Raw genomic sequence first — 26,702 nt, 5'->3', positions numbered from 1 at the left:
GCAGGTGGGCAGGAGACAAGCGTCAGCCCGCCGTTGCGGCTGCGCGTACCGCCGCGCAGATCCGGGCCACGTCGTCGTCGCCCGTGATGTACGGCGGCATGGTGTAGAGCAGGTCGCGGAACGGCCGCAGCCACACCCCTTCGCGCACGGCAGCCCGGGTCGCGGCCGCCATGTCGGCCTCATGGTCGAGCTGGACGACGCCGATCGCGCCCAGCACCCGTACGTCCCGCACGCCCGGTACCGCCGCCGCGCCGGCCAGTCCGTCCCGCAGCCCGGCCTCGATCCGCTTGACCTCCTGCCGCCAGTCGTGTGACAGCAGCAGGTCGATCGAGGCGTTCGCGACCGCGCAGGCCAGCGGATTGCCCATGAACGTCGGGCCGTGGGCGAGCACCGGCAGCTCGCCGGAGCTGATGCCCTCCGCCACCCGCGAGGTGCACAGCGTCGCCGCCAGCGTCAGATAGCCGCCGGTCAGCGCCTTGCCGACGCACATCACATCGGGAGAGATCCCGGCGTGCTCCGCCGCGAACAGCGCCCCCGTACGCCCGAAGCCGGTGGCGATCTCATCCAGCACCAGCAGTACGCCGTGCTCGTCGCACGCCTCCCGCAGCACCCGCAGATAGCCGGGGGAGTGGAAGCGCATTCCGCCCGCGCCCTGCACCACCGGCTCCACCACGACTGCCGCCAGCTCGTCGGCGTGACGGGCGATCAGCTCCCGCAGATGGGCGGCGTACGCAGGGTCCGGCTCCGCGTCGAAGCCGGCCGGCGGCACGTCCGCGAAGACCTGCCGCGGCAGGACCCCCGACCACAGCTGGTGCATACCGCCGTCGGGGTCGCACACCGACATCGGCTGCCAGGTGTCGCCGTGATAGCCACCGCGCCAGGTCAGCAGCCGCTGCTTGCCCGGCCGCCCGAGCGACCGCCAGTACTGCAGGCACATCTTCGCCGCCACCTCGACCGACACCGAACCGGAGTCGGCGAGAAAGACGTGCTGAAGCGGCTCGGGCGTGATCTCGACCAGGCGCGCGGCCAGCCGTACGGCCGGCTCGTGGGTGAGCCCGCCGAACATCACATGGCTCATCCGCTCCAGCTGGCCGCGCGCGGCCTCGTTCAGCACCGGGTGGTTGTAGCCGTGGATGGCCGACCACCACGACGACATGCCGTCGACGAGCTCGCGCCGGCCCTCGGCCGGCTGGGCGAGCCGCAGCCGGACCCCGGCCGCGGACTCCACGACCAGGGGCTCCTGCCGGCCGGGCATCGGACCGTACGGATGCCAGACATGCTGCCGGTCCAGCGCCAGCAGCTTCTCGGGACCCAGCGGCTCAGGCATTGGGCGCGAGGTCCGTGCCCGCCCCACGGCGGCGCACCGCAACCAGGTCCGTACGCGCCTCGCCGGCCGCGGTCTGGTGCGGCGGGGTGGCCGCGTCGCCGTCGCCGCACGGTGCGCAGCCGTCGCTGCCGCCCGGACCGCAGCCGGACGCCGTGCCCAGATCGGCGCGGTGCTCGGGCAGTGTCGTGGTGTCGGTGCCCTCCACCTCGAAGCCGGCGTCCGCGATCATCTCCAGGTCGGCCTTGCCGGCCTGGCCCTCGCTGGTCAGGTAGTCGCCCAGGAAGATGGAGTTGGCCAGATGCAGGGCCAGCGGCTGCAGCGAGCGCAGATGCACCTCGCGGCCGCCCGCCAGGCGTACCTCGACATCCGGGCAGACGAACCGCACCATCGCCAGGATGCGCAGAGCCCGTTGCGGGGTGAGGTTCCACTCCTTGGCCAGCGGTGTCCCCTCGAAGGGGATCAGGAAGTTCACCGGCACCGAGTCGGGGTCCAGTTCGCGCAGCGCGAAGACCACGTCCACCAGGTCCTCGTCCGACTCGCCCATGCCCGCGATGAGACCCGAGCAGGCGGACAGGCCCGCCGCCTGCGCCTGCTGCACCGTTTCGACCCGGTCGGCGTAGGTGTGCGTGGTGCTGATGTCCCCGTAGGTCGCCTCGGAGGTGTTGAGGTTGTGGTTGTACGCATCCGCGCCCGCCGCGCGCAGCCGCTCGGCCTGCCCGTCGGAGAGCAGCCCGAGGCAGGCGCACACCTCGACGGCCTCGTTCTGCTCCTTGATCGCCTCGATGGTCTTCGAGACCCGGTCGACGTCCCGTTCCGTCGGCCCGCGCCCGCTGGCGACCAGACACACCCGCTTGGCACCACCGGCCACACCAGCGGCGGCGGCCTGCGCCGCCTCCTCGGGCTTCAGCCAGGTGTACTTCAGGATCTCGGCCTTGGAGCCCAGCCGCTGGGAGCAGTACGAGCAGTCCTCCGGACAGAGCCCCGACTTCAGGTTCACCAGGTAGTTGAGCTTCACCCGCCGCCCGAACCATTTGCGGCGGACCTTCCCGGCCGCGGCCACGACCTCGAGCAGGTCGTCGTCGGATGTCGCCAGGACGGCGAGCGCCTCTTCGCGGGTCGGCAACTCGCGCCGCAACCCCTTGTCCACCAGCGTCTTGAGCAGGTCCATGGCGCTGATCCTCGCTTACGGCGACGCTCCCGGCCAAGGAGAGATCGCACAACAGGGCCGGTTGGAGGTGTGTGTATTGCCACACCGTGCCCGTCCGTCGGCACGGATAGGTTCTATCCACTACAGACAAGACGGCGTACGAGATGGGCCTGCGGCCCGCGAACTTCACCCTCGAGGGACGGCCGATGCCCCAGGACCCGTTCGACTGGATCGACACACAGCGCGAGCAGCGTCGCCGCGCCGGGCTGGTACGCACGCTGCGCGCGCGCCCGGCCGACTCACCGCTGCTCGACCTGGCGAGCAACGACTACCTCGGGCTCTCCCGGCACCCGGAGGTCACCGGCGCCGCCGCCAACGCCGCGAGACGCTGGGGCGCGGGCTCCACCGGCTCCCGCCTGGTGACCGGCACCACCGAACTGCACACCGAACTGGAGGCGGAGCTGGCCGCCTTCTGCGGATTCGAGGCCGCACTGGTGCTGTCCTCCGGTTACGCCGCCAACCTGGCGGCCGTCACCGCGCTGAGCGGCGGCGGCACCCTCATCGTCTCCGACGCCGGCAACCACGCCTCACTCATCGACGGCTGCCGCCTGTCCCGGGCGGACACCGAAGTCGTCCCGCACGCCGAACCCGACGCCGTACGCAAGGCGCTGGGTGGCCATGACGGCCGGGCGCTCGCCGTCACCGACTCGGTGTTCTCGGTGGACGGCGACGCCGCCCCGCTGCCGGAGCTCGCCGCCGCCTGCCGCGCCCACGGCGCCGGCCTGCTCGTCGACGACGCACATGGGCTCGGCGTCCTCGGCGCCGGCGGGCGCGGCGGCCTGCACGCCGCCGGGCTCGCGGGGGACGGGGACGTGGTCGCGAGCGTCACCCTGTCCAAGTCCCTTGGCAGTCAGGGCGGCGCCGTACTGGGCCCCGCCCGGGTGATCGAGCACCTGGTGAACACCGCCCGGACGTTTATCTTCGACACTGGCCTCGCGCCGGCCGCGACCGGCGCCGCCCTGGCGAGCCTGCGACTGCTGCGCCGCGAGCCCGAGCGGGCGGCCCGCGTACGCACGGTCGCTACGGAGCTCTACCGACGGCTGACCGATGCCGGGCTCGCGGCGGTCCAGCCGGACGCCGCGGTCGTGTCCGTACGGGCCCCCTCCCCGGAGGCGGCCGTGCGCTGGGCCGCCGACTGCCGGGAGGCCGGCCTGGTGGTGGGCTGCTTCAGGCCCCCGTCCGTACCCGACGGCATCTCCCGGCTGCGCCTGACCGCCCGGGCCGATCTGACCGACCCGCAGATCGAGGAGGCGCTCGCGGTGATCGTCAGGACGGCTCCGGCAGGCTGAGGAACCGGGGCACAGGGCTCGGACCTGTCGGGCCCGTATGCGCGCTGTCCGCCCGGAGTTCACCGCATCGAGCGACAGATTTCTGCACATTTCGGAGGATCGCCCCCGGTCGCGGCGGCATGAGTGGCACTCTGACGCGCAGCAGCGTCCGATGCCGCCTTCGACTCCCTCGCATCGCGTTGGAGCCCGGCCTCGGTGGGAAAGGGACAGCGTCGTCATGGCAGACCACCAGGAAGCATCCGTCACGCTGCCGAGCGACCCGGCCTCGGTCACCGCCGCCCGCAGGTACGTCACGGGCGTTCTGGCCGAATGGGGTCTGCCGGAAGACGCCGAGACCGCTGACACCGTGCGCCTCATCGTGTCCGAACTGGCCACCAACGCCGTCCAGCACACCCTCGGTCAGTCGCCCACCTTCACCGTGGACGTCCAGCTGGACCGGGACGAGCGCTTGCGGATCGGCGTCACCGACAGCCATCCCCGCTGGCCCAAGCGCTTGCCCGCCGCCGTCCAGCAGGACAACGGGCGCGGCCTGGTCATCATCCGCTGGCTCACCGCCGAGTCGGGCGGCAAGCTCTCGGTGACCCCGACGGCCGAGGGCGGCAAAACCGTGTGGATCGCCTTGCCCTGGAGCATTCCGGGCCCCTGACGAGCGGGGCACTCTGCCGTACCTCTCACCGCGGCGGCGGCCGCGGGGCCGGCCCCGCTTCCCGCATCGACCGCGCCACGGCGTCGGGCGGTTCAGGCCCGGCCCTACGGCCGATCATGCGGGGAAGGACGGCCCAGAGCCAGATGCACACCGACAGCGTGCCGCCCGCGGCAACCAGCCCCTGCCACAGGCCCAGTACCACGTCCACGACCAGCAGTACGGCTCCGGTCAGCGACAGGGCCAGCACGCACAGCCCGATGGCCGCCAGCCGCGAGGAGACCATCACGATCCGCCGCTTGAGCTTCTGCTGGAAGAGCACTCGGTGGATCGCCGCGGGCGCCGTGAACAGCGCCGCGGCGAGCACCGCGAGCAGCAGCGTCGCCACGTACACCCCGCGCTGCACATCGCTGAGCGACGGGAATCGCGGGGTGAACGCCAGCGTCAGCAGGAAGGCGAACAGGATCTGCACACCGGTCTGGACCACCCGGAGCTCCTGCAGCAGCTCGGAGAAGTTCCGGTCGGCCCGTTCCTGCGGTGTCTCATGCCGTGGCGGTCCCGGAGTCTCTGCAGCCATACAGGACGCATAGCCGTATCAGGGCCTGATCACTCACGCCCACGGCCCCGGGCTCACCCCACCCGGCCGTACCGCACCCTGTCGGTCCAGATCCTCTCGAGGCGTACCACGGAACCGGTCTTCGGGGCGTGCCAGATCCGCCCTTTCCCCGCGTAGATGCCCACGTGGTAGATGCCGCGCTGGGACCCGAAGAACACCAGGTCGCCGATCTGGCGGCGGGAGGAGGGCACGGGCCGGGACCGGATGTACTGGGCGGCCGCCGTGCGCGGCAAGTGCTTTCCGGCCCGCCGGAAGGCGTACAGCGTGAGCCCCGAGCAGTCGAAGCGGTGGGGTCCCTGAGCGCCCCACTGATACGGCGCACCCCGTTTGGATGCGGCCACGTGCAGTGCCCTGATGCCGGGGGTCACCGCCTCGGCCTCCGGCGCGGCACCCGGACCGATCAGGACGCCGCCGACGGCGGCGAGGGTCAGGGCGGAGGCGGTGCCGGCCCGGAAGACCAGTGTGGGGAGATGTGCGTGCGCGGCCATGCGCAACCCTTCGTCAGCCGCCTGTGAAGGATGACCTGTCGGGTTCGGGCAGGCGAAGATGCCCGGCCGCGGCTGCGGCTTAACCCCGAGGGGAGACCGAGACGTTCCCGGTCTGCCCCGAACTGCTTGGGTCCTCCACTCCTGCCGATCCATTCCGTGTACAGACGTCCGGAGCGGCGGCAGGACTCGGCGTCCGCCCGGACCGCCCCGCCGCGGTGGCGGGGGCTTGTTGTTCTCACGGATGGTCACGCACAAAACGCCCCATTCCCAGCTGAAAACTCGTTATGTGGCTTTGATCGCCAATAGAGCGATTAGGTGAGAAATAGCCGTTTCGGTTCTTGCATGTGGGCCCCAGAGTGCCTCGCACCAGCAACGAAGCGCCCTCGCAGGTGTGTTGTGGCGCACCGAGCGCAAGTCGATCAGTGTGTGGCGCCGGCCCGCGGCTCGCACGATCGGGCGACGCCGTTTGGAGCCAAGGGGGCGCCCCACGCGGTGTGTCGGCGTGCTCAACCCGACTGCTCGGGCGGTACGGTGACGCGCCGTGCGCGTCGCTCACCGTCCAGGACCCGTAGGGCTCGCGCGAGCGTGGCGGCATGCACCTGGCTCTCGCCCCGCTCGTGCATCAGCGTCAGGGCATCCCGTAGCGCGGCCGCCTTGCCGACCAGGGCCTGGGCGGCCCGCAGCCCGCCGTAGGTGTCGGACGCGCGCGCGGGGTTGATACGGCCCAGCAGGTCGACGACCTCCAGATAGCGGTCGACCAGGTCGCTCTCGGCCCGGGTGAGTGCGGGCAGTGGGGGAAGTTCGGGAGGCAGCACCTCGGCTCACCCCTCGTCGAAGAGCGCGCCGGTCTGGGTGCGGCTGTCGACGATCCGGTCCGCGAGTCCGTAGCTCACGGCCTCCTCCGCGGTGAAGATCGTGTCGCGCTCGATGTCCGTGCTGACCCGCTCGGCAGGCTGACCGGTGTGCCGTACCAGCAGCTCCGTGAGGAGGTCGCGCAGCCGAAGCAGCTCCTGAGCCTGGATCTGCAGATCCGAGGTCTCGCCCTCGATGGGCTCGGAGAAGGCCGGCTGGTGGATGAGCATGCGGGAGCTCGGCAGCATCAGCCGCTTGCCGGGGGTGCCGGCGGCGAACACCACCGCTGCGGAGGAGGCGGCCTGGCCCAGGCACACGGTCTCGACGTCGCAGGAGACGAACCGCATCGTGTCGTAGATCGCCGACATCGCGGTCATCGAGCCGCCGGGCGAGTTGATGTAGAGCGAGATGTCCTGGTCCGGTGCGCTGTGCTCCAGGTGGATGAACTGGGCCATCACATCGTTGGCCGAGGTGTCGTCGATCTGCGTGCCCAGAAAGATGATCCGCTCGTCGAGGAGCTTGGAATACGGGTCCAGGGTGCGGGTACCGGCAGTCGTGCGCTCGGTGAACTCCGGCAGGACGTAGCGGGCGGTCGGTCGGTCCATCGCTGCACCTCGTGTCGTCGCTCGGCGAGGAGACACCAGGGTCTCTCGCCGCCGTACCTCTCGTAGAAAATGTACAGGATGTACATCCCGTTATGATGGGAGCATGGCCTACGAGATTCCGGTGACGCAAGCCCGCGCGGAGCTGGCGGACTTGATCAACCGTGTTGTCTATGGCGGCGAGCGGGTGGTCGTCACCCGCCATGGAAAGCCGCTCGTGGCGCTGGTTTGCGCCACTGACCTGCAGCGACTGGAGCAGGCGGAAGCGGGGGCGGACGAGCAGGTGATCAGCACGGTCTCGGTGGTGCGCCCCGGTGCGTCCGCTGCCGGCGAACGCCGCCGCTTCGGTATCACGGCGGAACACCGTGGCCCGGACACCGGGGAGCGGCGACCGCCCCACGCGCCGTGACGGGCTGACCGGACACTCGCACCGGTTGAGCTTCCAGCGTCAGGCGGCCGGACCGGCACGGATTCAGGTGCCGGCCGGTGGCGCGCACCCTCGCACCTCACCTCGGCGCCGTTCGGCGCGCCCCGCGGGCTGATGACCATGAGCGGGCAAAGGCCCCGATGCCAAGGCCCAGCGCGGTGAGTTGCCCGTAGCCTTCACCTCCCTGGCCTCCGAAGGGGGCGTGCGGCCCGTCGCCGACCGGGTGCGGGAGCGGCCCGTCGCCGACCGGGTGCGGGAGCGGCCCGTCGCCTGGAGCCCCGACCACGCAGGCCGACCGTGCCCCCTGCCTTCGCTTCTGCCTCCGTACGGGCCACCGCCCGCACACCGCGGCCGCCGACGGGCGCGGCGGCACCGTGCTCCCCGTCCTCGACGGCGACGGCCCACTCGCGCTGCGCCGGATCCGCGGCGACGGGCCCGAGGCGCGGGTCAGCGTCATCGGCGCCATGAGCGCACCGCTCGGCGGCGACCGCCTGCGGCTGCTGACCACCGCCGGGCCGGGCGCCGCCCTCCACCCGACCACCGCCGCCGCGACCGTCGCCCTGCCGGGCCGCGCGGCCGGACCCGCGACCTACGACGTCGAGTGACGGCGGGGGAGGAGGCCGAACTGCGCTGGCTGCCCGAACCGCTGATCTCCGCCCAGGGCAGCGACACCCGCGTCGAACTCGCCCCCACCGCCCGGCTCGTCCTGCGCGAGGAACAGGTCCTTGGCCGCACCGGCGAGCAGCCCGGCCGGCTCACCGCCCGCCTCACCGTACGGTCCGGTGGGCGGCTGCTGCTCGACCAGGAGACGGCGTACGGGCCGGCGCCCACGGCTGGGACGGGCCGGCCGTCCTCGGCGGCCACCGGGCGGTCGGCCAACTGCCCGTCGTCCACCCGGCGTTCGCGACAACCCAGTGGGAGTGACGATTCTCCGCCGCCGATCCGGCCGAGGGCGAAGCCGTCCTGGCCCCGATCGAGGGCCCGGCCCCCCTGGTGACCGCCGCCGCCCCGGACGCGCTGCGCCTATGGCGTCTGTTGACCACGGTTACCGAGAAGTTGACGGATTGGTAAAGAAACGTCCGCATGATCTATCGCGCGGGTGCTTCGTAACGAAAGGATCCCCCTGCAAGTTCTGTGATCACCGCCGCCACAAGCGGCGTACCAAGCAGGGGGAAACAACGTGAAACGCACAGCAGTGCTCGGCTCGGCCGGCACTCTGATAGCGGGAACACTGGTGGCAGGTGCGCTGGCCGCGCCTGCCGCCAGTGCCGACGGGGCCCACACCCGACCTGACGCCGAGTCGATCGGGGTGCGCGTCGCCGCCGCCCGGGCCGCCGCGACCGGCATCGACTGGGCTGACTGTCCGGCCGACTGGGGCTTCGCCAAGCCCATCCAGTGCGGCTATGTGACCGTTCCGGTCAACTACGCCAAGCCTTACGGGCGCACCATCAAGATCGCGGTGAACCGTATCGGGAACACCGGTACGCCCGAGGAGCGCCAGGGCTCCCTGATCTACAACCCGGGCGGACCGGGCGGATCGGGCATGCGGTTCCCGACCCGGGTCACCAACAAGAACCCGCTGTGGGTGAAGGCTTCGAAGGCGTACGACTTCGTGGGCTTCGACCCGCGCGGCGTCGGCCACTCGGCGGCGATCTCCTGTATGGACCCGCAGGAGTTCGTCAAGGCGCCGAAGCTGGACCCGGTGCCGGACTCCGAGGCCGACAAGCGCGTCCAGCGCAAGCTGGCCAAGGAGTACGCGCTGGGCTGCAAGGACCGCAGCGGCGCGATGCTGCCGTACATGACCACGCCGAACACCGCGCGCGACATCGACGTGATCCGCGCCGCGCTGGGGGAGAAGAAGCTCAACTACCTCGGCGTCTCCTACGGCACATATCTCGGCGCCGTGTACGCGACGCTGTTCCCGAACCATGTGCGCCGCATGATCGTGGACAGCGTGGTCAACCCGTCGCGGGAGAAGATCTGGTACCAGGCCAACCTGGACCAGGACGTGGCCTTCGAGATGCGCTGGAACGACTGGAAGGCGTGGGTCGCGGGGAACGACGCCGCCTACCACATCGGGGACACCCCCGAGAAGGTCCAGCAGCAGTGGGAGGCACTGCGCGCCAAGGCCAAGAAGGAGCCGATCGGCGGGGTCGTCGGCCCGGCCGAGCTGCTCGGCTTCTTCCAGAGCGCGCCGTACTACGACTCGGCGTGGGCGAACGTCGCGGGCGTGTGGAGCACGTACCTGGCCGGTGACGAGAAGGCGCTCGTCGAGGCCGCGGGCCCGGACATGTCCGACACCGCGGGCAACACCTCAGCGGAGAACGGCAACGCCGTCTACACCGCGGTCGAGTGTGCCGACGCTCACTGGCCGACCAGCTGGAGCAGGTGGGACCGGGACAACACCCGGCTGCACCGGGACTACCCGTTCCTGACCTGGTCCAACGCCTGGATGAACCTGCCCTGCGCCACCTGGGGCGCGCCACAGCAGACCCCGCTGGAGGTCAAGACCGGCAAGGGCCTGCCGCAGGTGCTCATCGTGCAGAGCACCCGTGACGCCGCCACTCCGTACGAGGGCGCCGTCGAGCTGCACAAGCGGCTCCAGGGGTCGCGTCTGATCACCGAGAAGGACGCCGGCTCGCACGGCGTCACCGGCCTGGTCAACTCGTGCATCAACGACCGGGTGGACGCCTACCTGCTGGAGGGCACCGTGGACGACGCGGATGTGACGTGCGGACCGCACGCCACGCCGAAGCCGGCCTCGCCTGCGTCCGTCGCCAAGGCGGCGGCCGATCTGCCGGCCGTGCGCTGAGCCCGCACGGCTCTCCCCGCCCACCCTTCCCCGCTCGGGGGCGGGTGGGCGGGACCACCACGCGGCGTCCCAGCGCCGGGTCAGCTGATCAGGCGGGGGTCGCGCCGGGCCGCCTGCTCGGCCTTGACGTCAGTGGCGTACCGGTCGACGTACTCCTGGCCGGACAGCCGCAGGATCTCGTACATGATCTCGTCGGTGACCGCGCGCAGCGCCGCGCGCTCGTCCGCCATCCCCGCGAAGCGGGAGAAGTCCAGCGGCTCGCCGAAGCGGATGGTCACCGGCTTCAGACGGGGCAGGATCCGGCCTGGCGGCTGGACCTCGAAGGTGCCGACCATCGCGCAGGGCACCACGGGCACCCCCGCCTGCAGCGCCATCGAGGCGACTCCGACGCGGCCCTTGTAGAGGCGTCCGTCGTGCGACCGGGTGCCCTCGGGATAGATCCCGAGCAGCTCACCCTTCCGCAGCACCTTCACCCCCTCGTTGATCGCGGACTGCGCGGCCTGTCGGCCGGAGCGGTTCACCGGGATCTGCCCCACGCTGTGGAAGAACGTGGCGATGAGCCGGCCCTTGAGCCCCGTGCCGGTGAAGTATTCCGACTTCGCGAGGAAGGTGATGCGGCGCGGCAGGATCGCCGGCATCAGAAAGTGGTCGGAGAAGGACAGATGGTTCCCCGCGATGATGGCCGCACCCTCGTCGGGGATGTGTTCCAGCCCTTCGATCCGGGGTCTGAACAGCAGCCGCAGCAGTGGCCCCAGGAGCACGTACTTGAGCACGTAGTAGAACACCGGACCGCTCCTCACGCTGCCGGATTGGCTCTTTGACCGCATTCTTGCAGGTCATAGGGGATCTCGGGGACCGTCAGTGTATGCGTAGGTGCGGTCGGGTGTAACCGTGTCCGGGCCGACTCATGCTGGCTGTGTGCTGATTCTTCTGAATTGCTGTCAGGCGACCTGGCGGCGTAGCTGTGCCCCAAGAACCTCCTCGGGCGGATGAACGCGTCGATCCGCTTCGTCGTGTGGGGAAGCATGCCACTGGCGGCGCTGGCCGCAGGCCGGCTGGGCTCAAAGATGGGCGTGGCCCCAATGCTGTGGATCGGCGTCGCCGGAAGCGTGGCGACGGTCCTGCCCATCGTCACGATCGACAAGGTCATTTCGGCGGGCGCCAACCAGCCGATGGCAGTGGAGACCGTGAGATGAGCACGGGCCGAGTCCACGGCCCACAGCCGGTCAGGCCGTGTTGTTCGTCGCCACCACGCCGACCGTCACCAGACCGAGCACCACCCAGGCGAACCACAGCCAGCCGCTTCCGCCCAATGCCACGGTGTAAGCGGTCGCCAGGATCAGGCCTCCCACCGTGCACACCGCCATAGCCTTCGTCGAACCGGGCATCCCGCACCCTCCTCCCGGCAGCCCCGGCAGCCCCGGCAGCCCCGGCAGCCCCGGCAGCCCCGGCGGCCTCCCGCCCCCGGACCACGGCCACGGAACCATGGTCCCCCCGCGGGGCCCGGTGTGGCTACTGGCGTGCGCGCAGTGACGCGAGGTAGGCGTTGTACGCCGCCAGCTCCTTGTCCCCGTCGCGGTCCGCGGCCCGGTCCGCGCGCCGCGCCTTGCGCTGCTCGGACTTGTACCACTGGAACACCAGTGCCACGAGCACGACCACCGACGGGATCTCGCTGAAGGCCCAGGCGATGCCGCCCGCAGCGGTCTGGTCGGACAGTGCGTCGATCCCCAGCGACGCCGGCGGGTGCGCGTACGTCGACACCATCGGCGCGCTCGCCATCATCAGCGCGATGCCGAAGAACGCGTGGAACGGCATCCCCGCGAACAGCTCCAGCATCCGCATCACATAGCCCGGGCGGTTCGGCCCCGGGTCCACCCCCATGATCGGCCAGAAGAAGACCAGGCCCACCAGGAGGAAGTGCACCATCATCGCGATATGACCGGCCTTGCTGGCCATGAGGAAGTCGAACAGCGGGGTGAAGTAGAGCGCGTACAGGCTCGCGATGAACAGCGGAATGGTGAAGACAGGGTGCGAGATGATCCGTACGTAGCGGCTGTGCAGCAGCGCCACCAGCAGTTCCCGCGGCCCGTTGCGGCCCCGCCCCGCCGACGGCAGCGCCCGCAACGCCAGCGTCACCGGCGCCCCGAGCAGCAGCAGAATCGGCGACAGCATGCTGATGACCATGTGCTGGACCATGTGCACGCTGAACATGACCATGCCGTAGTCGTTCAGACCGGTGCACATCACCAGCGCGACCGTCAGCACACCGATCACGAACGCGACCGTACGGCCCATCGGCCAGGCATCGCCGCGCCGCCGCAGCCGGGCCACCGCCCAGCCGTAGAGCGGGAGCGCCAGCAGACAGCCCACCAGGAAGACCGGTTCGCCGGTGAACTCCAGCCCCCGCCCCAAAGTGAACGGCGGCAGGTCCATCGTCATGCCGTGTCCGCTGTGATCCATCCGCTCGCTCCCGTTTCGTACCAAGCGTTCCGCACAAGAGTAGAACCGCCCCCGGCCACAGCTGCGGCCGGGGGCGGTTCCACGGTTCGCACCGTGCCGGGTCTTACCAGGTCACAGCACGCACTCGGCCTCGATGTACCGGTCGGCGGGCACCGTCTTCAGCGTCTGTACGGCCTCGGCCAGCGGCACCAGCGTGATGCCCGTGCCGCGCAGCGCCGTCATCATCCCGAAGTCTCCACGGTGCGCCGCCTCCACCGCGTGCCAGCCGAAGCGGGTGGCGAGCACACGGTCGTACGCCGTCGGCGTGCCACCGCGCTGCACATGGCCGAGGATCACCGGGCGCGCCTCCTTCTGCAGGCGCTGCTCCAGCTCCACGGCCAGCTGCCGGGCCACGCCGGCGAACCGCTCGTGCCCGTAGATGTCCTTGCCGCCCTCGTCGAACTCCATCGAGCCGGCGCGCGGCTTGGCACCCTCGGCCACCACGACGATCGCGAACTTCTTGCCCGCCGAGAAGCGCTTGCCCACCAGGTTGGTCAACTCGTCGATGTCGAAGGGGCGTTCCGGCACCACGATCGCGTGCGCGCCCGCGGCCATGCCCGAGTGCAGCGCGATCCAGCCTGTGTGACGCCCCATCACCTCGACGATCAGCACGCGCTGGTGCGACTCGGCGGTCGTCTTCAGCCGGTCCAGGGCCTCGGTCGCGACGCCGACGGCGGTGTCGAAGCCGAAGGTCACATCGGTCGCGGCGATGTCGTTGTCGATCGTCTTCGGCACGCCGACGATCGGCAGCCCGGCGTCCGACAGCATCCGGGCCGCCTTGAGCGTGCCCTCACCGCCGATCGGGATGATGGCGTCCAGGCCGAGCTCCTCGACATGGCCGCGGGCCCGCTCCACACCGTCGCGCAGATGGGCCGGCTGGACCCGCGATGAGCCGAGAATGGTGCCGCCGCGAGCCAGGATGCCGCCGACGGCATCCAGGTCCAGCTTGCGGTAGTCGCATTCCAGCAGGCCCTTCCACCCGTCGTGGAAGCCGATGACCTCATCACCGTGGTCCGCCACGGCCCGGTGCACGACCGACCGGATGACGGCATTCAGACCGGGGCAGTCACCGCCGGACGTGAGCACACCTATGCGCATTACTCGCTCTTACCTCTGCAATTCAACCGGAAGACCGGACTCCGTCGTCCGGTTGGATCTCCGTCACCCTACAGCGAACCACTGCGAGACGCCGTCAGACGGCCTCAGTGGCCGCGGCGATGCGCTCCTTGCGCAGCGCCTCGTACCACCGGTCGTCGACCGGCGGCAGTGCGTTCACGTCCAGCGCCAGCTTCAGCAGCAGGTCCGCGATCTGCGGATTGCGGGCCAGTACCGGGCCGTGCATGTACGTACCGAAGACCGTGTCGTGGTACGCGCCTTCGAAGCCGTCGCCCGTGCCGTTGCCGTTGCCGAACCGGACCCGCGCGAAGGGGCGCGCGGTCGGACCCAGGTGCGTGATGCCCTGGTGGTTCTCAAAGCCGGTCAGCGGCGGCAGGCCCAGCTGCTCGTCGATGTCGGCCAGTACGTCGCCGACGCACCGCTCACCCTCGCCACGGGTGCTGACCACGTCCAGCAGGCCCAGACCCTGCTCGCGCTCACCGAGGTCGTTGATGAACTCGTGCCCCAGAATCTGGTATCCGGCGCACACCGAGAACACGATCGCCCCGTTGCTGACGGCGCGGTTCAGCCCGCCGTCACGGCGCAGCCGCTCCGCCGCCAGCCGCTGCGGCCGGTCTTCGCCGCCGCCGATGAGGTAGATGTCGCCGGAGGTCGGCAGGGGCTGGTCGGAGCGTACGTCCAGGCGGGAGACGCTCAGGCCGCGCTGCCGTGCCCGGCGCTCCACCACCAGGGCGTTGCCCTGGTCGCCGTACGTGCTCAGCAGGTCCGGGTAGACCCACACCAGGCGCAGGCTGTTGTCGCTCATGCTCGCTTGTCCTTAAACGTCAGTTGCCGACGCGGCGGCGCAGGTCCTGGAACGCGGTGTAGTTGGCGATCGTCTCGATACGGCCGGGCGGGGACAGCTGGACGGCTTCGTCCAGGGTGTCGCAGACCTGGAAGTCCAGGCCGGCGACCTCCAGCCGGACCGCGAGGTCCAGCCTGCGGTCGCCGATCACGCAGATCGGGTGCCCGGCGAGCCGGGTGTAGTCGACGTCCCACAGCCAGGAGGTGTCGGTGCCGTCGGCGGCGCGGGCGTTGACCGAGAGGATCACGGGCGTGGGCGGCGGGTCGATCAGGGAGAAGGTCTCCAGCCAGCCGGCCGGGTTCTTCGCCAGCAGCAGCCGCAGTTCGCGGCCCTGGAAGTGGACCACGTCATAGCGCCCGGCGACTGCCTGGACCTCGTACATACGCTCCAGCGCGACCTGCGGCGGCACGCCGAAGTGTGCGGCCACGGCGGCCGAGGTGGTGGCGTTGGCCTTGTTGGCACGGCCCGGCAGCTGCAGCCGGATCGGCCAGGCCGAGCCGTGCGGATCCAGCACATGGTCACCGGACAGGGCCCAGCTCGGGACGGGGCGGCGGAAGCCGCAGTCACCGCACATCCAGTCGTCGCTGGGGCGCTGGAGCACACCGCCGCAGGACGGGCAGGACCAGGCGTCGTCCTTCCACTCCTGCCCGGCCGCGACCCACACGACGTTGGGGGAGGAGGAAGCGGCCCAGACCACCAGCGGGTCGTCGGCGTTGGCGATCACCGTGGCCTTGGTGCCCGCCAGGCCCTCGCGCCACCTCTCGGCGAGCATCCGGGTCTCGGCGGCGCGGTCCAGCTGGTCGCGGGAGAGGTTGAGCAGGGCGATGGCCTTGGGGGTGACGTCCCGGGCGACCCCGGAGAGGTACTTCTCGTCGACCTCGATCACACCGAAGCGGGCGTCCGAGCCCCCGGCGAGCGCGGAGGTGATGCCGGCGGGCATGTTCGCACCGAGCGCGTTGGAGACCACCGGTCCGGCCGCCCGCAGTGCCTCGGCGATCAGCCGGGTGGTCGTGGTCTTGCCGTTCGTGGCCGAGACCAGGATGACGTCCAGATGTGACGCCAGCCGGGCCAGCAGGTCCGGGTCGAGCTTGAGCGCCACCCGGCCGCCGATCACCGATCCGCTGCCGCGGCCCGCCGCCCGCGACACCGCCGCCGCGGCCTTGCCCGCCGTCACGGCCAGCTTGGCCCGTGGCGACAGCGGCTCTGCGTTGCCAGGGTGTCCTGCCATCGTCCTAGTTCCTCCTCGCATCCGGCGCCGCGCCCGCCCCCGTCCGCTGCTGGGGAGGTCCTCCGCGGCCAACTCGCTCGCCGAATCGCCAGCCGGGAGGGCTGCGGTAGGGGGTCAGCCTATCGAGATCCGGCCCCTCGCTACGAACCGCGGGGCCCGTCCTGGTCTGCGGATACGGAGCGGACCGTAGGGTGGGGGCGTGCGACACAGTGCGATACCCGGCAGTTCCGGACAGGTACGGCCGATGCGGCTGCTGGGTGATCCGGTGCTGCAGGCCCCCTGCCGGGAGGTCACCGCCTTCGACGTGTCCCTGGCCCGGCTCGTCGAGGACATGTACGCAACGATGTACGCCGCACGGGGGGTCGGCCTGGCCGCCAACCAGATCGGCGTGGGCTTGCGGGTGTTCGTCTACGACTGCCCCGACGACGAGGACCTCCGCCATCTCGGGCATGTGGTCAACCCCCGGCTCGTGGAGACCGGCGGCGTCACCGTCACCGGCCCCGAGGGCTGTCTGTCCCTGCCCGGCATCGAGGCCGGCACCCGGCGGTACGACGAAGCGGTCGTCGAGGGCGTCGACATGACCGGTGCGCCCGTACGGGTGGCGGGCACCGGCTTCTTCGCGCGCTGTCTGCAGCATGAGACCGACCACCTGGACGGCGGGCTGTTCACGGACCGGCTGACGGGGCTGCGCCGCCGCCGGGCGCTGCGGGCGGCGGCCCGCCGTGCGGATTGAGCTTCCCAGGGCCGCAGGCCGGCCGCCGCGCGCGGTCAGAATCCGGGGCCGCCCAGGCGGTCGCCGGCAGCGGCGAGGCGCCCCCACAGCAGGTCCGCAAGAGCCTGCACCAACTCCCCCCGGGAACACGGCCGTTCGCGCAGCCACCAGTCCCCGGCCGCGTGCATCATCCCGACGATGCCATGCCCCCAGACCCGCGCCAGCTGGACCCCGCCCGGCCCGAGGTCGACCCGCTCCGCGATGATCTGAGCCAGCTCCTCGCCCATCCGCCGCAGCAGGGGAGAGGAGTGACGGCCCACGTCGAATCCCTGCTCGGCAGGCTGAGTCTCCTCGGAGGGGTGCATGAGGAAGCGGTAGACCTGGGGCCGCGCTTCGATGGCGGCGAGATAGGTGTCCAGGGTCGACTCGACGCGCTCCCGCCGGTCGGTGGGAGCGTCAAGGGCCGCACGCAGGCCGGCGAGCAGGCCGTCGGTGTGGCGCTCGGCCAGGGCCCGGTACAGACCGCCCTTGTCGCCGAAGTGCCGGTAGAGGATCGGCTTGGTGATGCCCGCCTCGGCGGCGATGGCGTTCATCGACGCGCCGGGGCCGTCTCGCATCACCACCCGGTCGGCGGCCTCCAGCAGTTCCTTGCGCCGGCGCTGGGCCGCACGCTGCTGATCGTCCCGCTGACTGGTCTCCATGATGCTTCTCCCCGCCCGTGTCTTCCTTGGTGCCTGCGCAACGTAACACTTGGCCTTCCCGGGGGACGGTGCGCGGACGGAGTTGACAGGCGTCACCGACCGGCAACAGACTCGTGTTACCCAGGGTAACAAGCAGGTGGAGGCGTCATGGCAGAGTTCACGCTCGATCTCAACGAGGACCAGAAGGCGGTCCGGGACTGGATTCACGGCTTCGCGGCGGATGTGATGCGCCCGGCGGCCGCCGAGTGGGACGAGCGCGAGGAGACGCCCTGGCCCGTGATCCAGGAGGCCGCGAAGATCGGCCTGTACTCCCTCGACTTCTACGCCCAGCAGTTCTTCGACCCCACGGGCCTTGGTATCCCGATGGCCATGGAGGAGCTCTTCTGGGGTGATGCCGGCATCGGCCTGTCCATCGTCGGTACGGGGCTGGCGGCGGTCGGCGTCCTCGCCAACGGCACCGAGGAGCAGATCGGCACCTGGATCCCGCAGATGTACGGCGACACCAACGATGTGAAGGTCGCGGCCTTCTGCTCCTCCGAGCCCGATGCCGGCTCCGATGTCTCGGCGATGCGCACCCGCGCCGTCTACGACGAGGCCAAGGACGAGTGGGTGCTCAACGGAACCAAGACCTGGGCGACCAACGGCGGCATCGCCAACGTCCACGTCGTCGTCGCGGTCGTCGATCCCGAGCTGGGGGCCCGCGGCCACGCCTCCTTCATCGTCCCGCCGAACACGCCCGGCCTCTCCCAGGGCCAGAAGTTCAAGAAGCACGGCATCCGGGCCTCCCACACCGCCGAGGTCGTCCTCGAGAACGTGCGCATACCCGGCCACTGCCTGCTGGGAGGCAAGGAGAAGCTCGACGAGCGCCTGGCCCGCGCCCGTGAGCGGGCCCGTACGGCCAAGGAAGGCGGGGGGAGCGTGAAGAACGCCGCCATGGCCACCTTCGAGGCCTCTCGCCCCGCCGTCGGCGCCCAGGCCGTCGGTATCGCGCGTGCGGCGTACGAGGTCGCCCTGGACTACGCGCGGACCCGCGTCCAGTTCGGCCGCCCGATCATCGACAACCAGGGCGTGGCCTTCCAGCTGGCCGATATGCGCACCCAGATCGACGCGGCCCGCCTCCTGGTGTGGCGGGCGTCCTGGATGGCGGCCACCGGCAAGGCCTTCACCTCCGCGGAGGGCTCGATGTCGAAGCTGTACGCCGGGGAGGTGGCCAAGAAGGTCACGGCTCAGGCGATGCAGATCCTCGGGGGCAACGGCTTCACCCGCGAGTACCCGGTGGAGCGAATGCACCGCGATGCTGCGATTTACACCATTTTCGAGGGAACGAGCGAGATCCAGCGTCTTGTCATCGCTCGCACTCTCTCGGGGCTGCCCATTCGCTGACCAGTGCGGGCCGTCGTGGCGGCGGGTCGCATACCGACCCGCCACCTGACGGCCTGTCAGTTCATGGTGGGATCTTCTATGGTCATGGAACTCGCCTCTATGGGGCGACCCTTCATGGCAAAGACCTTTCTATGGCCTTCTTCTCGGCAAACCGAACTCCACGACCAAATCGGTCATTCCGCTGTCCGGTGACTGATATCACAACGCGCTTTGGCGGAGATGTGACGCCGGGCACTTGAAAAGTGCCTTTCCCGTCAACTTCGCAGTTTTACCAGCGAATATGAGCGTTAGTCGGCAGCAGTACATATCGCTCTCGGGTCACGATCGGCAGCATAGCGTGACGGAATGCCGAGTTGATCTGCGAAATGGGGATTCGGCGGGATGCCGGCTACTTGTCCCAAAGAATTTCCTGCGCTTAGTTTTCTCGTCGCCGCCCAGTCGACCGGGGTGGCACCCATCCGCCGGAGCGCCGAATCCTGCCGCCGGCTGGGGGAGACCACAAACGCACCACGGCAGGAGCGGGGGAACCAGGTAAGTGCCGTACCGCGCCATCCGCACGGTCCGGCTTGGGGTGAAGACGCGCCGCAGCACCTGACGCTGCTTTATGCGCGGCCGGGCAACTCCAGCCCGAACCCGACAGCTCACCTCGCAGGCGTAGGAGAGGAAGTACCTATGTCTGCACGCGGACGTCATCGCCGCCCTCGTTCCAGCCGCTTCTCCCGCGCCTCGCTCGCCGCCGTCGCCGTCGGGGGCGCCGGTCTCGCCCTTCCGCTGCTGGGTACGGCCACCGCGCAGGCCGCCTCGGTGGACACCTGGGACAAGGTCGCGGAGTGCGAGAGCAGCGGCAACTGGAGCATCAACACCGGCAACGGCTTCTTCGGCGGTCTGCAGTTCACGCAGTCCACCTGGGAGGCCTTCGGCGGCACTCAGTACGCCCCGCGCGCCGACCTGGCCACCAAGGACCAGCAGATCGCCATCGCTGAGAAGGTCCTCGCCGTCCAGGGCCCGAGTGCCTGGCCGGTGTGCTCGGTCAAGGCCGGCCTCACCCAGGGCGGCCCCGCCCCGGCCGCCCCCGCCAAGCCCGCCGCCGAGCCCGCTGCCAAGCCCGCCGCCAAGCCCGCCGCCGAGCCCGTGGCGAAGGCCGCTCCGGCTCCGGCCGCCCAGCTGAAGAAGGGCCAGTCCTACACGGTCGTCCACGGCGACAGCCTGTGGCGGATCGCCACCACCAAGCACGTCGAGGGCGGCTGGCAGAAGCTGTACCAGGAGAACCGCGAGGTCGTCGGCGGCAACCCGAACCTGATCCGTCCGGGCCAGAAGCTCGCTCTCCCCGGCGTGTCCCAGGCCGCCGCTCCGGTGCAGCCGAAGCACGAGGCCCCCAAGCCCGCCGCCAAGCCCGCGCCCGCGCCGAAGCCGGCCGTGAAGCCCGCCGCGAAGGCGGCTGCTCCGGCTCCCGCCTCCGGCTTCAGCGCTCCGGTCGGCAACGCTGTCCTGGGTACCGGCTACCACGTTGCCGGCAGCCACTGGTCCAAGGGCTACCACACCGGTGTCGACTTCCCTGTCCCCACCGGCACCCCGGTGAAGGCCATCGGCGCGGGTGAGGTCGTCTCGGCCGGCTGGGGCGGCTCGTACGGCAACCAGGTTGTCATCCGGCTCGCCGACGGCAAGTACGCCCAGTACGCCCACCTGTCCGCGCTGTCCGTCCAGGCCGGCCAGAAGGTGACCGGCGGCCAGCAGCTCGGCCTCTCCGGCTCCACCGGCAACAGCACCGGTCCGCACCTGCACTTCGAGGTGCGCACCACCCCGGACTTCGGCTCGGACATCGACCCGCTCGCCTACCTGCGCGCGCACGGCGTCTCCATCTGAGGAGCCGATCCGAGGACTCCCCTGGCCCAAGGCACGGGGGACCGACCCTGACCGAGGCGCCCACCCCCGCACTGCCGGAGGTGGGCGCCTCGTCGTGTCAAGTTCCTTGATACGAATGGACCTTGGTGCTCTGCGATACATGCCGGCGGATCGATTCCGTGTCGCGGCCCGTAGTCATGCTCCTGCCAGTTTCTCGGCGTAATTCCCTGATCGCAGCTGGTGAAGAATTTTCGGGATCAATCAATGGGCCCCGCAATTCGTGCTTCTGTTGACAGGAAAATCAGCCGGGATGAGGATCGATGGAAGCCGACTCTCGAAAGCCAGGCTCGGATGACGAACTGAGGCGGCAGCCGGCGCAGGACTCTCACGGTGTCGGGGACCGTGCGGCGACGACGAGCGCGTCCCGATAGTTGGGAGGCGGACAGATATGCAGCTCGCGACCCCTCTCGATGTGCAGACCACGATCTCGGGCCGGGAAGCCGTGATCGAGGTGGCCGGGGAGCTGGACATCGACACCGCCCCTGTCCTGCGACTGGCCATCTCGGAATGCACGCATGAGCCGCTGGACGACCTCGCCATCGATATGGGGGGTGTGTCCTTCTGTGACTGCTCGGGCCTGAACGCTCTGATCCACGCCCGCACCTGGGCACGCGACGCCGGGGTGCGGTTCCGGCTGCTCAATCCGCGCCGACAGCTGGCGAACCTGCTGACGGCCACCGGCACGGCACAGCTGTTCCGGACGCCCGGCGAGCCGCCGGCCGAGGACGCCGTACTCCCGCCCCGCACGCCGCCCCAGGAAGTGCGAACCTTCCCATGATCGAATGCGCGGACTTCCCGCTGGAGATACCCCTCGATCCCGAGGAGGGGGCGATGGACCGGGGACTGGCGCAGCTGGCGGAGCAGGTGGCTTCCTGCAACCCGCTGTGCTGCGGCGCGGCGGCCACGGTGAGCGTACGGTACAGCGTCCTGGCGGGGGACCACGAGCCGGTGGCGGCGGTCACCCACCCCGATCTGTCGGCCCTGGTGTCGGTGCAGTGGGAGACCGCGGACGGGCCGATACCGGTCGCGCTGGAGACCGGGCATCCGGCGGCGGCGGAGGATCTGCTCTACGACGAGCGCTGGCCGGTGTACCGGGCCAAGGCGCTGGACGCGGGCGTGCGCTCCAGCACGACCCTGCCCTTCCGGCGGCAGGCCCTGACAGTGACCCTGACCGTCTACGCCTTCCGCCCCGGCCTTCTGGACGGCGCGGCACAGGGCGTCACCGCGCTGCTGGGCGACCTTGCGACCACCGGGCTGGTACGCGACCACCAGTACCGCCAGGTCCTGGCCGAGATAGCCCAGCTCGACACCGCGCTGCGCTCGCGCCCGGTGGTGGACCAGGCATGCGGCATCATCATGCACGTACTGGCCTGCGGCCCCGATACGGCCTTCTCGCTGCTGCGGCGGATGTCCCAGCGCACCAACCGCAAGTTGTCGGAGCTGGCCGAAGCGCTGGTCCGTACGCGCGGGCGCGGCACCGAGCGGGAAATCGTCCAACTGGCGGAGCGGCTGCACCTGGCGGAAGGCGTGGGCGACGGCGCCGGGGCTCCGGTCGGCCGGCGTGGCGCCCCGCCGGCGACGGCCCCCCATGGGCGGCTGCGGCCGGGAGGCCTGCGTACCCCTGCGTCTGCTGCCTCGGGGGGCTCCGGCCCAGGCTTCAGGGCTCGCGACGGCTGACCCTGCCGCCCTCGTCAGTCCTCGCCGTTTGCGCCTCCCTGTCGACCCCGCCGCGCGGAGGGGCGCGGTCGTCGTTGCGTTGCTGTGGTGATAATCGGGATTGTTGTTACATTCGCCGCAGATGGGGAACTCGGGGTCACAGGCGCGAGCCGGGGGGCGCGTGGAGGTGATGGCGGTGAACCATGGGCGGCTTACCCGCCGCGAGCGGCGGGCCCTTGAGGAGATAGAGGCCGACCTGCGGCGCGACCGGCGGCTGGACCGCAAGCTGCGCACGCTGAGCCCGGGCATCTGGGCCCGGACCCGGCAGGTGGTGTTCCGGCCGCGCGTCACGGTGGTGGCCGCGCTGGTGCTGCTGTCGTTGTGCCTGCTGGTGACCGCGGTGCTCACCTCCGCCCCGGCGGTGATCTGGTCCTTCGCCGGGGTGTGGGCGGTCACGCTGGTGGTGTCTTTCCACATCCTGTGCCGGTGGACCGAGTCGGACGTGCGCGGATACCGGGGCCGTCGGTACCGGAGCGACCGGTACATGGACGACGAGGACTTCGGTCCGCCGCCCTGACTGGACGCCTCCCTAGCCGAGCCGCCCTGACTGGACGCCTCCCTAGCCGATGGGCGGACGGCTCCACTCGCCCAGCCCCGGCAGCAGCGACTCCGGCCGTGCGGGCAGCGTGCGCACCCGCACCCCCGTCGCATGGTGGACGGCATTGGCCACGGCGGCGGCCGTGCCGACGATGCCGATCTCGCCGACGCCCTTGGCCCCCATCGGATTGAGGTGCCGGTCCTCCTCCTGAAGCCAGTACGCCTCGATGTCGGGGACATCCGCGCAGACGGCCACGTGGTAGGAGGCGAGGTCCCGCTCCACATGGTCGCCGAAGGCCGGGTCCATCGTGCTGCCCTCCAGCAGCGCCATCGACATCCCCATGGTCATTCCGCCGATGAGCTGGGACCGGGCCGTGCGCGGATTGAGGATGCGGCCGGCGGCGAACACGCCCAGCAGGCGGCGGAGGCGCGCCTCCCCGGTGTCCATGTCCACCTGCACCTCGGCGAACTGTGCCCCGTAGGCCTGCCGCGTGTACTCCTCGGCCCTCGCCTCCACCTCCTCGGAGGTGTCGGCGGTCACCGTCAGACCGGACGCGGGCAGCGGCCCCTCGTGCCGGTCCAGGGCCCGCCGCAGGGAGCCGCACGCCTTGTGCACCGCCCACCCCCAGGACGCCGTGCCCGTCGACCCGCCCGCCAGCGGTGCCCGCGGCAGTTCGCTGCTGCCGATGTCGATACGGATCCGTTCCAGCGGTACGTCCAGGACGTCGGCCGCGATCTGCGCGAGCACCGTCCGCGCACCGGTGCCGATGTCGGTCGCGTTCACCCGGATGGAGTAGTCGCCTGAGGCGTCGGCGCGGGCCTCGGCCGTCGAGGGCTCGAGCTCGGCCGGGTAGGCGGAGGCAGCCACCCCGGTGCCGATGAGCAGGCGGCCCTCGGCGTGCGCGGCGGGGCGCGGGTCGCGGCCCGCCCAGCCGAATCGCCGCGCGCCCTCATGCAGGCACTGTGTCAGATGGCGGCTGCTGAAGGGGCGACCGGTAGCGGGGTCACGGTCGGGCTCGTTGCGCAGCCGCAGCTCGACGGGGTCGAGGCCGCAAGCGACGGCGAGCTCGTCCATGGCCGACTCCAGCGCGAACATGCCGGAGCACCAGCCGGGCGCGCGCATCCAGGACGGCCAGGGCACATCGAGCCGGGCGACCCGGTGCGTGGTGCGGCTGTGCGGGCTGACGTACATCGTTCGCGTGGGCGTCGCCGCCCGCTCGGTGAACTCGCTCACCGAGGTGTACGTGGTCACCTCGTGGGCGAGGGCGCTGATTCGCCCGTCCCGTCCGGCGCCGATCCTGACCCGCTGCTCGGTGGCGGCCCGGTGGCCCACCGCGGCCGCCAGCTGCGGGCGGGGCAGTGCCAGGGTGACCGGCCGCCGCACGTGTTTGGCGGCCATGGCCGCGAGCACGACCTGCGGCCGGGGCGTGCCCTTGGAGCCGAAGCCGCCGCCGACGTGCTCCGAGACCACCGTGATCCGGTCCTTGTCCAGCTTGAACAGCGCGGCGAGCATCTCCCGGACGATGTTCGTGCCCTGGCTCGAGTCATGGACGAGCAGCCGGCCGTCCGTCCACTGCGCCGTCGAGGCGTGCGGCTCCATGGGGTGGTTGTGCAGGGCGGGAATCCGGTAGACGGCGTCGATCCGTACCTCCGCTGCCGGATACGCCGCATCGAAGTCGCCGCGCTCGTGGGCAGGCGTCCGGTCGCCCTCGGGCTGTTCCAGCGTGCGCAGGCTCGGGTGGTCGCGGGTGAGCAGCACATCGTGGGGTTCGGGGGCGTACTCGACGTGGACCGCGGCAGCGGCTGCCCGGGCCGCCTGGAGGGTTTCGGCCACGGCGAGGGCGACGTACTGGCCGCGGTGGGCGACCTCGGGGGACTGCAGTACGGCCAGGGTGGCATCGCCGCAGTCGCCCAGCCGGGGGGCGTTGTCGTGGGTGAGGACGGCGAGCGTGCCGGGTTCGGCCAGTGCCTGCTCGCAGTCGGTACGCGTGATCCGGCCGCGGGCGACGGTGGCGGGGACCGGCCAGGCGTACACGCGGCCGGAGGGCGCGTACTCGGCGGCGTACCGCGCGGTGCCGGTCACCTTCTCGCGTCCTTCCAGGCGGACCACGGGTTCACCCAGAGTGCCCGTGGCCTTCCTCGCGTTTGTCGTCGTCATCGCGGTGCCTTCGGGATGCGGCCGGCAGCGGCGGTCTGCCGGGAGGTGAGCTCGGTCAGCGCACGGGTGCCCAGATTCCGTACGAGCGGGACCTTGAACGCGTTGTCGCGCAGCGGCTCGGCCGCGGACAGCTCGGCATCGAGGGCGTGGACGAACGACGGTGCCGTGGCCGGTGCGCCGAGCAGCCGTTCCTCGGCAGCCCGGGCCCGCCACGGCTTGGCGGCCACCGCACCGAAGGCGAGCCGTACGTGCCGCACCGTGCCGTCCCGCACCTCCAGGGCAGCGGCAACAGACGCGAGCGCGAAGGCGAATGACGCGCGGTCACGAGCCTTGAGATACAGGGAGTTGACCGCCTCCGGGACAGCGGGCAGTTCCACATGGGTGATCAGATCGCCGTATTCGAGCACCGTGTCCCGCTCCGGATGGTCACCGGGCAGCCGGTGCAGCTCGGTGAGGGGCACCGTCCGCTGCCCGGACCGGCCCTGCACCCGCACCTGGGCGTCCAGCGCGGCGAGCGCGACGGCCATGTCGGAGGGGTTGGTGGCGATGCACTGCTCGGAGGCGCCGAGCACGGCGAGATCGCGGTGCAGGCCCTCGCGGGCGGAGCAACCCGAGCCCGGTGTCCGCTTGTTGCACGGCTTGGAGATGTCCTGGAAGTACAGGCAGCGGGTGCGCTGCAGCAGATTCCCCCCGATGGTCGCCGCGTTGCGCAGCTGCCCGGACGCGCCGGAGAGCAGAGCCTGCGACAGCAGGGGATAGCGGCTGCGGACGTCCGGGTGGACGGCGAGGTCGCTGTTGCGGACCGCCGCGCCGATGAGCAGGCGGCCGTCCTCGGTCAGCTCGACGGTGTCGTGGGGCAGGCGCGTTACGTCGACCACCAGCTCCGGGCTCTCCACCCCGAGCTTCATCAGATCCACGAGATTGGTGCCGCCGGCGAGGTAGCGGGCCCGGGGAGAACTGGTGAGAGCGGCGACCGCGGCCGCGGGGTCGGTGACCCGTTCGTAGCGGAAGGCCTTCATCGTGGCGCGACCTCCCGCTCGCCGGCTGCCTGGGCGGCGGTGTTGCGGGCGGCGTCCGCCACCGCCCGGACGATGTTGACGTACGCGCCGCAGCGGCAGAGGTTTCCGTTCATCCGCTCCCGGATCTCGGCGGGATCCGGCGGCACGGGAGCGCCGGTGGGACGGTCGGCGCTGGTCACGATGCTCGGCCAGCCGGACGCCAGCTCGCGCAGGACGCCGACGGCCGAGCAGATCTGACCCGGGGTGCAGTAGCCGCACTGGAAGGCATCCTGCTCCAGGAACGCCTCCTGCAGCGGGTGCAGGCGCTCGTCCCCGGCCAGCCCCTCGATCGTGGTGATCTCGGCGCCGTCGAGGGACACGGCCAGCAGCAGGCAGCTGTTCATCCGTCTGCCGTCGACCAGCACCGTGCACGCGCCGCACTGACCGTGGTCGCAGCCTTTCTTCGTACCTGTCAGGTCCAGCTGCCCGCGGAGGGCGTCCAGGACCGTGGTGCGATGGTCGACCACCAGCTCGCGCGCCGTCCCATTGACGACCAGCGCGACCGCCGTCGCATGACCGTGCCCTGTCATGGACTCCCACCCACTCATCAAAGCGGAACGGACACGATCCCGGATAACCCGATCC

Annotated in this window: 27 protein-coding genes, 1 pseudogene and 1 riboswitch; of the genes and pseudogenes, 12 read left to right on the top strand and 16 right to left on the bottom strand. The window is 70.9% G+C overall.

Annotated features, from left to right (window positions below; genetic code table 11):
• Nucleotides 1–22: 22 nt before the first annotated feature.
• Both ACY34J_RS03580 and bioB read right to left on the bottom strand, forming a co-directional pair.
• Nucleotides 23–1,327: an adenosylmethionine--8-amino-7-oxononanoate transaminase gene (locus tag ACY34J_RS03580; RefSeq protein WP_462724987.1), complete on the bottom strand. Its 1,305-nt coding sequence runs from the start codon at nt 1,325–1,327 to the stop codon at nt 23–25.
• A complete protein-coding gene (gene bioB / locus ACY34J_RS03575) occupies nt 1,320–2,495 on the bottom strand; it encodes a biotin synthase BioB (protein WP_462724986.1) in 1,176 nt (391 codons plus the stop codon). Before bioB ends, ACY34J_RS03580 begins: the two co-directional genes overlap by 8 nt.
• A gap of 185 nt (nt 2,496–2,680) precedes the next feature.
• Here bioB and ACY34J_RS03570 point away from each other — a divergent pair, with 185 nt between their 5' ends.
• Both ACY34J_RS03570 and ACY34J_RS03565 read left to right on the top strand, forming a co-directional pair.
• On the top strand, nt 2,681–3,823 hold the full coding sequence (locus tag ACY34J_RS03570; protein WP_462724985.1) for an 8-amino-7-oxononanoate synthase: 1,143 nt from the start codon (nt 2,681–2,683) through the stop codon (nt 3,821–3,823).
• Between the two features lie 217 nt (nt 3,824–4,040).
• On the top strand, nt 4,041–4,469 hold the full coding sequence (locus ACY34J_RS03565) for an ATP-binding protein (protein ID WP_462724984.1): 429 nt from the start codon (nt 4,041–4,043) through the stop codon (nt 4,467–4,469).
• Nucleotides 4,470–4,494: 25 nt separating this feature from the next.
• On the opposite strand, the gene ACY34J_RS03560 is transcribed toward ACY34J_RS03565, so the two are convergent.
• The 4 genes from ACY34J_RS03560 to ACY34J_RS03545 form a co-directional block, all read right to left on the bottom strand.
• Entirely contained in the window at nt 4,495–5,043 is a 549-nt protein-coding gene (locus ACY34J_RS03560; protein ID WP_462724983.1) for a DUF6328 family protein, read from the bottom strand.
• 53 nt (nt 5,044–5,096) lie between these two features.
• A complete protein-coding gene (locus ACY34J_RS03555; protein WP_462724982.1) occupies nt 5,097–5,570 on the bottom strand; it encodes a C40 family peptidase in 474 nt (157 codons plus the stop codon).
• A gap of 506 nt (nt 5,571–6,076) precedes the next feature.
• Complete coding sequence (locus ACY34J_RS03550) at nt 6,077–6,385, bottom strand: hypothetical protein (protein ID WP_462724981.1); 309 nt, start codon at nt 6,383–6,385, stop codon at nt 6,077–6,079.
• Between the two features lie 6 nt (nt 6,386–6,391).
• Complete coding sequence (locus ACY34J_RS03545) at nt 6,392–7,027, bottom strand: ATP-dependent Clp protease proteolytic subunit (protein WP_462724980.1); 636 nt, start codon at nt 7,025–7,027, stop codon at nt 6,392–6,394.
• 103 nt (nt 7,028–7,130) lie between these two features.
• Here ACY34J_RS03545 and ACY34J_RS03540 point away from each other — a divergent pair, with 103 nt between their 5' ends.
• The 3 genes and pseudogenes from ACY34J_RS03540 to ACY34J_RS03530 all read left to right on the top strand — a co-directional run bounded on the left by ACY34J_RS03540 (nt 7,131) and on the right by ACY34J_RS03530 (nt 10,263).
• On the top strand, nt 7,131–7,433 hold the full coding sequence (locus ACY34J_RS03540) for a type II toxin-antitoxin system Phd/YefM family antitoxin (protein ID WP_462724979.1): 303 nt from the start codon (nt 7,131–7,133) through the stop codon (nt 7,431–7,433).
• Between the two features lie 315 nt (nt 7,434–7,748).
• Nucleotides 7,749–8,522 (top strand): annotated as a pseudogene (locus ACY34J_RS03535) (urease accessory protein UreD).
• A gap of 109 nt (nt 8,523–8,631) precedes the next feature.
• Nucleotides 8,632–10,263 (top strand): alpha/beta hydrolase, encoded by a 1,632-nt coding sequence (locus ACY34J_RS03530; RefSeq protein ID WP_462724978.1) that lies wholly within the window; start codon nt 8,632–8,634, stop codon nt 10,261–10,263.
• An 80-nt stretch (nt 10,264–10,343) separates the two neighbouring features.
• Here the strand turns inward: ACY34J_RS03530 and ACY34J_RS03525 are convergent, their stop codons facing one another.
• Nucleotides 10,344–11,048, bottom strand: coding sequence for a lysophospholipid acyltransferase family protein (locus ACY34J_RS03525; RefSeq protein WP_462724977.1), 705 nt, complete (start codon nt 11,046–11,048; stop codon nt 10,344–10,346).
• 204 nt (nt 11,049–11,252) lie between these two features.
• Between ACY34J_RS03525 and ACY34J_RS03520 the strand changes: the two genes are divergently transcribed.
• Nucleotides 11,253–11,459, top strand: coding sequence for a hypothetical protein (locus ACY34J_RS03520; protein WP_462724976.1), 207 nt, complete (start codon nt 11,253–11,255; stop codon nt 11,457–11,459).
• Between the two features lie 30 nt (nt 11,460–11,489).
• Here ACY34J_RS03520 and ACY34J_RS03515 read toward each other — a convergent pair whose 3' ends face one another.
• The 5 genes from ACY34J_RS03515 to ACY34J_RS03495 all read right to left on the bottom strand — a co-directional run bounded on the left by ACY34J_RS03515 (nt 11,490) and on the right by ACY34J_RS03495 (nt 15,950).
• Nucleotides 11,490–11,651: a hypothetical protein gene (locus tag ACY34J_RS03515; RefSeq protein WP_462724975.1), complete on the bottom strand. Its 162-nt coding sequence runs from the start codon at nt 11,649–11,651 to the stop codon at nt 11,490–11,492.
• A gap of 124 nt (nt 11,652–11,775) precedes the next feature.
• On the bottom strand, nt 11,776–12,723 hold the full coding sequence (locus tag ACY34J_RS03510; protein ID WP_462724974.1) for a cytochrome c oxidase assembly protein: 948 nt from the start codon (nt 12,721–12,723) through the stop codon (nt 11,776–11,778).
• 111 nt (nt 12,724–12,834) lie between these two features.
• The gene (locus ACY34J_RS03505; protein ID WP_462724973.1) at nt 12,835–13,860 is read right to left on the bottom strand and encodes a 6-phosphofructokinase; all 1,026 of its coding nucleotides are present in this window, start codon (nt 13,858–13,860) and stop codon (nt 12,835–12,837) included.
• Nucleotides 13,861–13,954: 94 nt separating this feature from the next.
• A complete protein-coding gene (locus tag ACY34J_RS03500; protein WP_462724972.1) occupies nt 13,955–14,683 on the bottom strand; it encodes a type 1 glutamine amidotransferase in 729 nt (242 codons plus the stop codon).
• A gap of 19 nt (nt 14,684–14,702) precedes the next feature.
• Nucleotides 14,703–15,950 (bottom strand): MurT ligase domain-containing protein, encoded by a 1,248-nt coding sequence (locus ACY34J_RS03495; RefSeq protein ID WP_462724971.1) that lies wholly within the window; start codon nt 15,948–15,950, stop codon nt 14,703–14,705.
• 199 nt (nt 15,951–16,149) lie between these two features.
• Between ACY34J_RS03495 and def the strand changes: the two genes are divergently transcribed.
• A complete protein-coding gene (gene def / locus ACY34J_RS03490) occupies nt 16,150–16,683 on the top strand; it encodes a peptide deformylase (protein WP_462724970.1) in 534 nt (177 codons plus the stop codon).
• 35 nt (nt 16,684–16,718) lie between these two features.
• On the opposite strand, the gene ACY34J_RS03485 is transcribed toward def, so the two are convergent.
• On the bottom strand, nt 16,719–17,363 hold the full coding sequence (locus tag ACY34J_RS03485) for a TetR family transcriptional regulator (protein ID WP_462724969.1): 645 nt from the start codon (nt 17,361–17,363) through the stop codon (nt 16,719–16,721).
• A gap of 147 nt (nt 17,364–17,510) precedes the next feature.
• Here ACY34J_RS03485 and ACY34J_RS03480 point away from each other — a divergent pair, with 147 nt between their 5' ends.
• The 5 genes from ACY34J_RS03480 to ACY34J_RS03460 all read left to right on the top strand — a co-directional run bounded on the left by ACY34J_RS03480 (nt 17,511) and on the right by ACY34J_RS03460 (nt 22,881).
• A complete protein-coding gene (locus ACY34J_RS03480; RefSeq protein ID WP_462724968.1) occupies nt 17,511–18,746 on the top strand; it encodes an acyl-CoA dehydrogenase family protein in 1,236 nt (411 codons plus the stop codon).
• Between the two features lie 493 nt (nt 18,747–19,239).
• Nucleotides 19,240–19,416: riboswitch (cyclic di-AMP (ydaO/yuaA leader) on the top strand.
• 2 nt (nt 19,417–19,418) lie between these two features.
• The gene (locus tag ACY34J_RS03475) at nt 19,419–20,609 is read left to right on the top strand and encodes a transglycosylase family protein (RefSeq protein WP_462724967.1); all 1,191 of its coding nucleotides are present in this window, start codon (nt 19,419–19,421) and stop codon (nt 20,607–20,609) included.
• A 427-nt stretch (nt 20,610–21,036) separates the two neighbouring features.
• Nucleotides 21,037–21,426: an STAS domain-containing protein gene (locus ACY34J_RS03470; RefSeq protein ID WP_462724966.1), complete on the top strand. Its 390-nt coding sequence runs from the start codon at nt 21,037–21,039 to the stop codon at nt 21,424–21,426.
• On the top strand, nt 21,423–22,325 hold the full coding sequence (locus tag ACY34J_RS03465) for an ANTAR domain-containing response regulator (protein ID WP_462724965.1): 903 nt from the start codon (nt 21,423–21,425) through the stop codon (nt 22,323–22,325). The genes ACY34J_RS03470 and ACY34J_RS03465 overlap by 4 nt, the downstream gene beginning before the upstream one ends.
• 169 nt (nt 22,326–22,494) lie before the next feature.
• Nucleotides 22,495–22,881, top strand: coding sequence for a DUF3040 domain-containing protein (locus ACY34J_RS03460; RefSeq protein WP_462724964.1), 387 nt, complete (start codon nt 22,495–22,497; stop codon nt 22,879–22,881).
• Nucleotides 22,882–22,923: 42 nt separating this feature from the next.
• Here ACY34J_RS03460 and ACY34J_RS03455 read toward each other — a convergent pair whose 3' ends face one another.
• Genes ACY34J_RS03455 through ACY34J_RS03445 form a run of 3 tightly spaced genes read right to left on the bottom strand, consistent with a single transcriptional unit; the run spans nt 22,924 to nt 26,647 of the window.
• Nucleotides 22,924–25,059 (bottom strand): xanthine dehydrogenase family protein molybdopterin-binding subunit, encoded by a 2,136-nt coding sequence (locus ACY34J_RS03455; protein ID WP_462724963.1) that lies wholly within the window; start codon nt 25,057–25,059, stop codon nt 22,924–22,926.
• Nucleotides 25,056–26,078 carry an FAD binding domain-containing protein gene (locus ACY34J_RS03450; RefSeq protein ID WP_462724962.1) on the bottom strand — a complete coding sequence of 341 codons (1,023 nt, stop codon included), beginning with the start codon at nt 26,076–26,078 and terminating at the stop codon, nt 25,056–25,058. The genes ACY34J_RS03455 and ACY34J_RS03450 overlap by 4 nt, the downstream gene beginning before the upstream one ends.
• Nucleotides 26,075–26,647 (bottom strand): (2Fe-2S)-binding protein, encoded by a 573-nt coding sequence (locus ACY34J_RS03445; protein WP_462724961.1) that lies wholly within the window; start codon nt 26,645–26,647, stop codon nt 26,075–26,077. The genes ACY34J_RS03450 and ACY34J_RS03445 overlap by 4 nt, the downstream gene beginning before the upstream one ends.
• Between the last annotated feature and the right edge of the window lie 55 nt (nt 26,648–26,702).

Source organism: Streptomyces sp. HSS9-12 (genome assembly GCF_054963655.1).
This window is presented reverse-complemented; position numbering and strand designations above follow the sequence as displayed.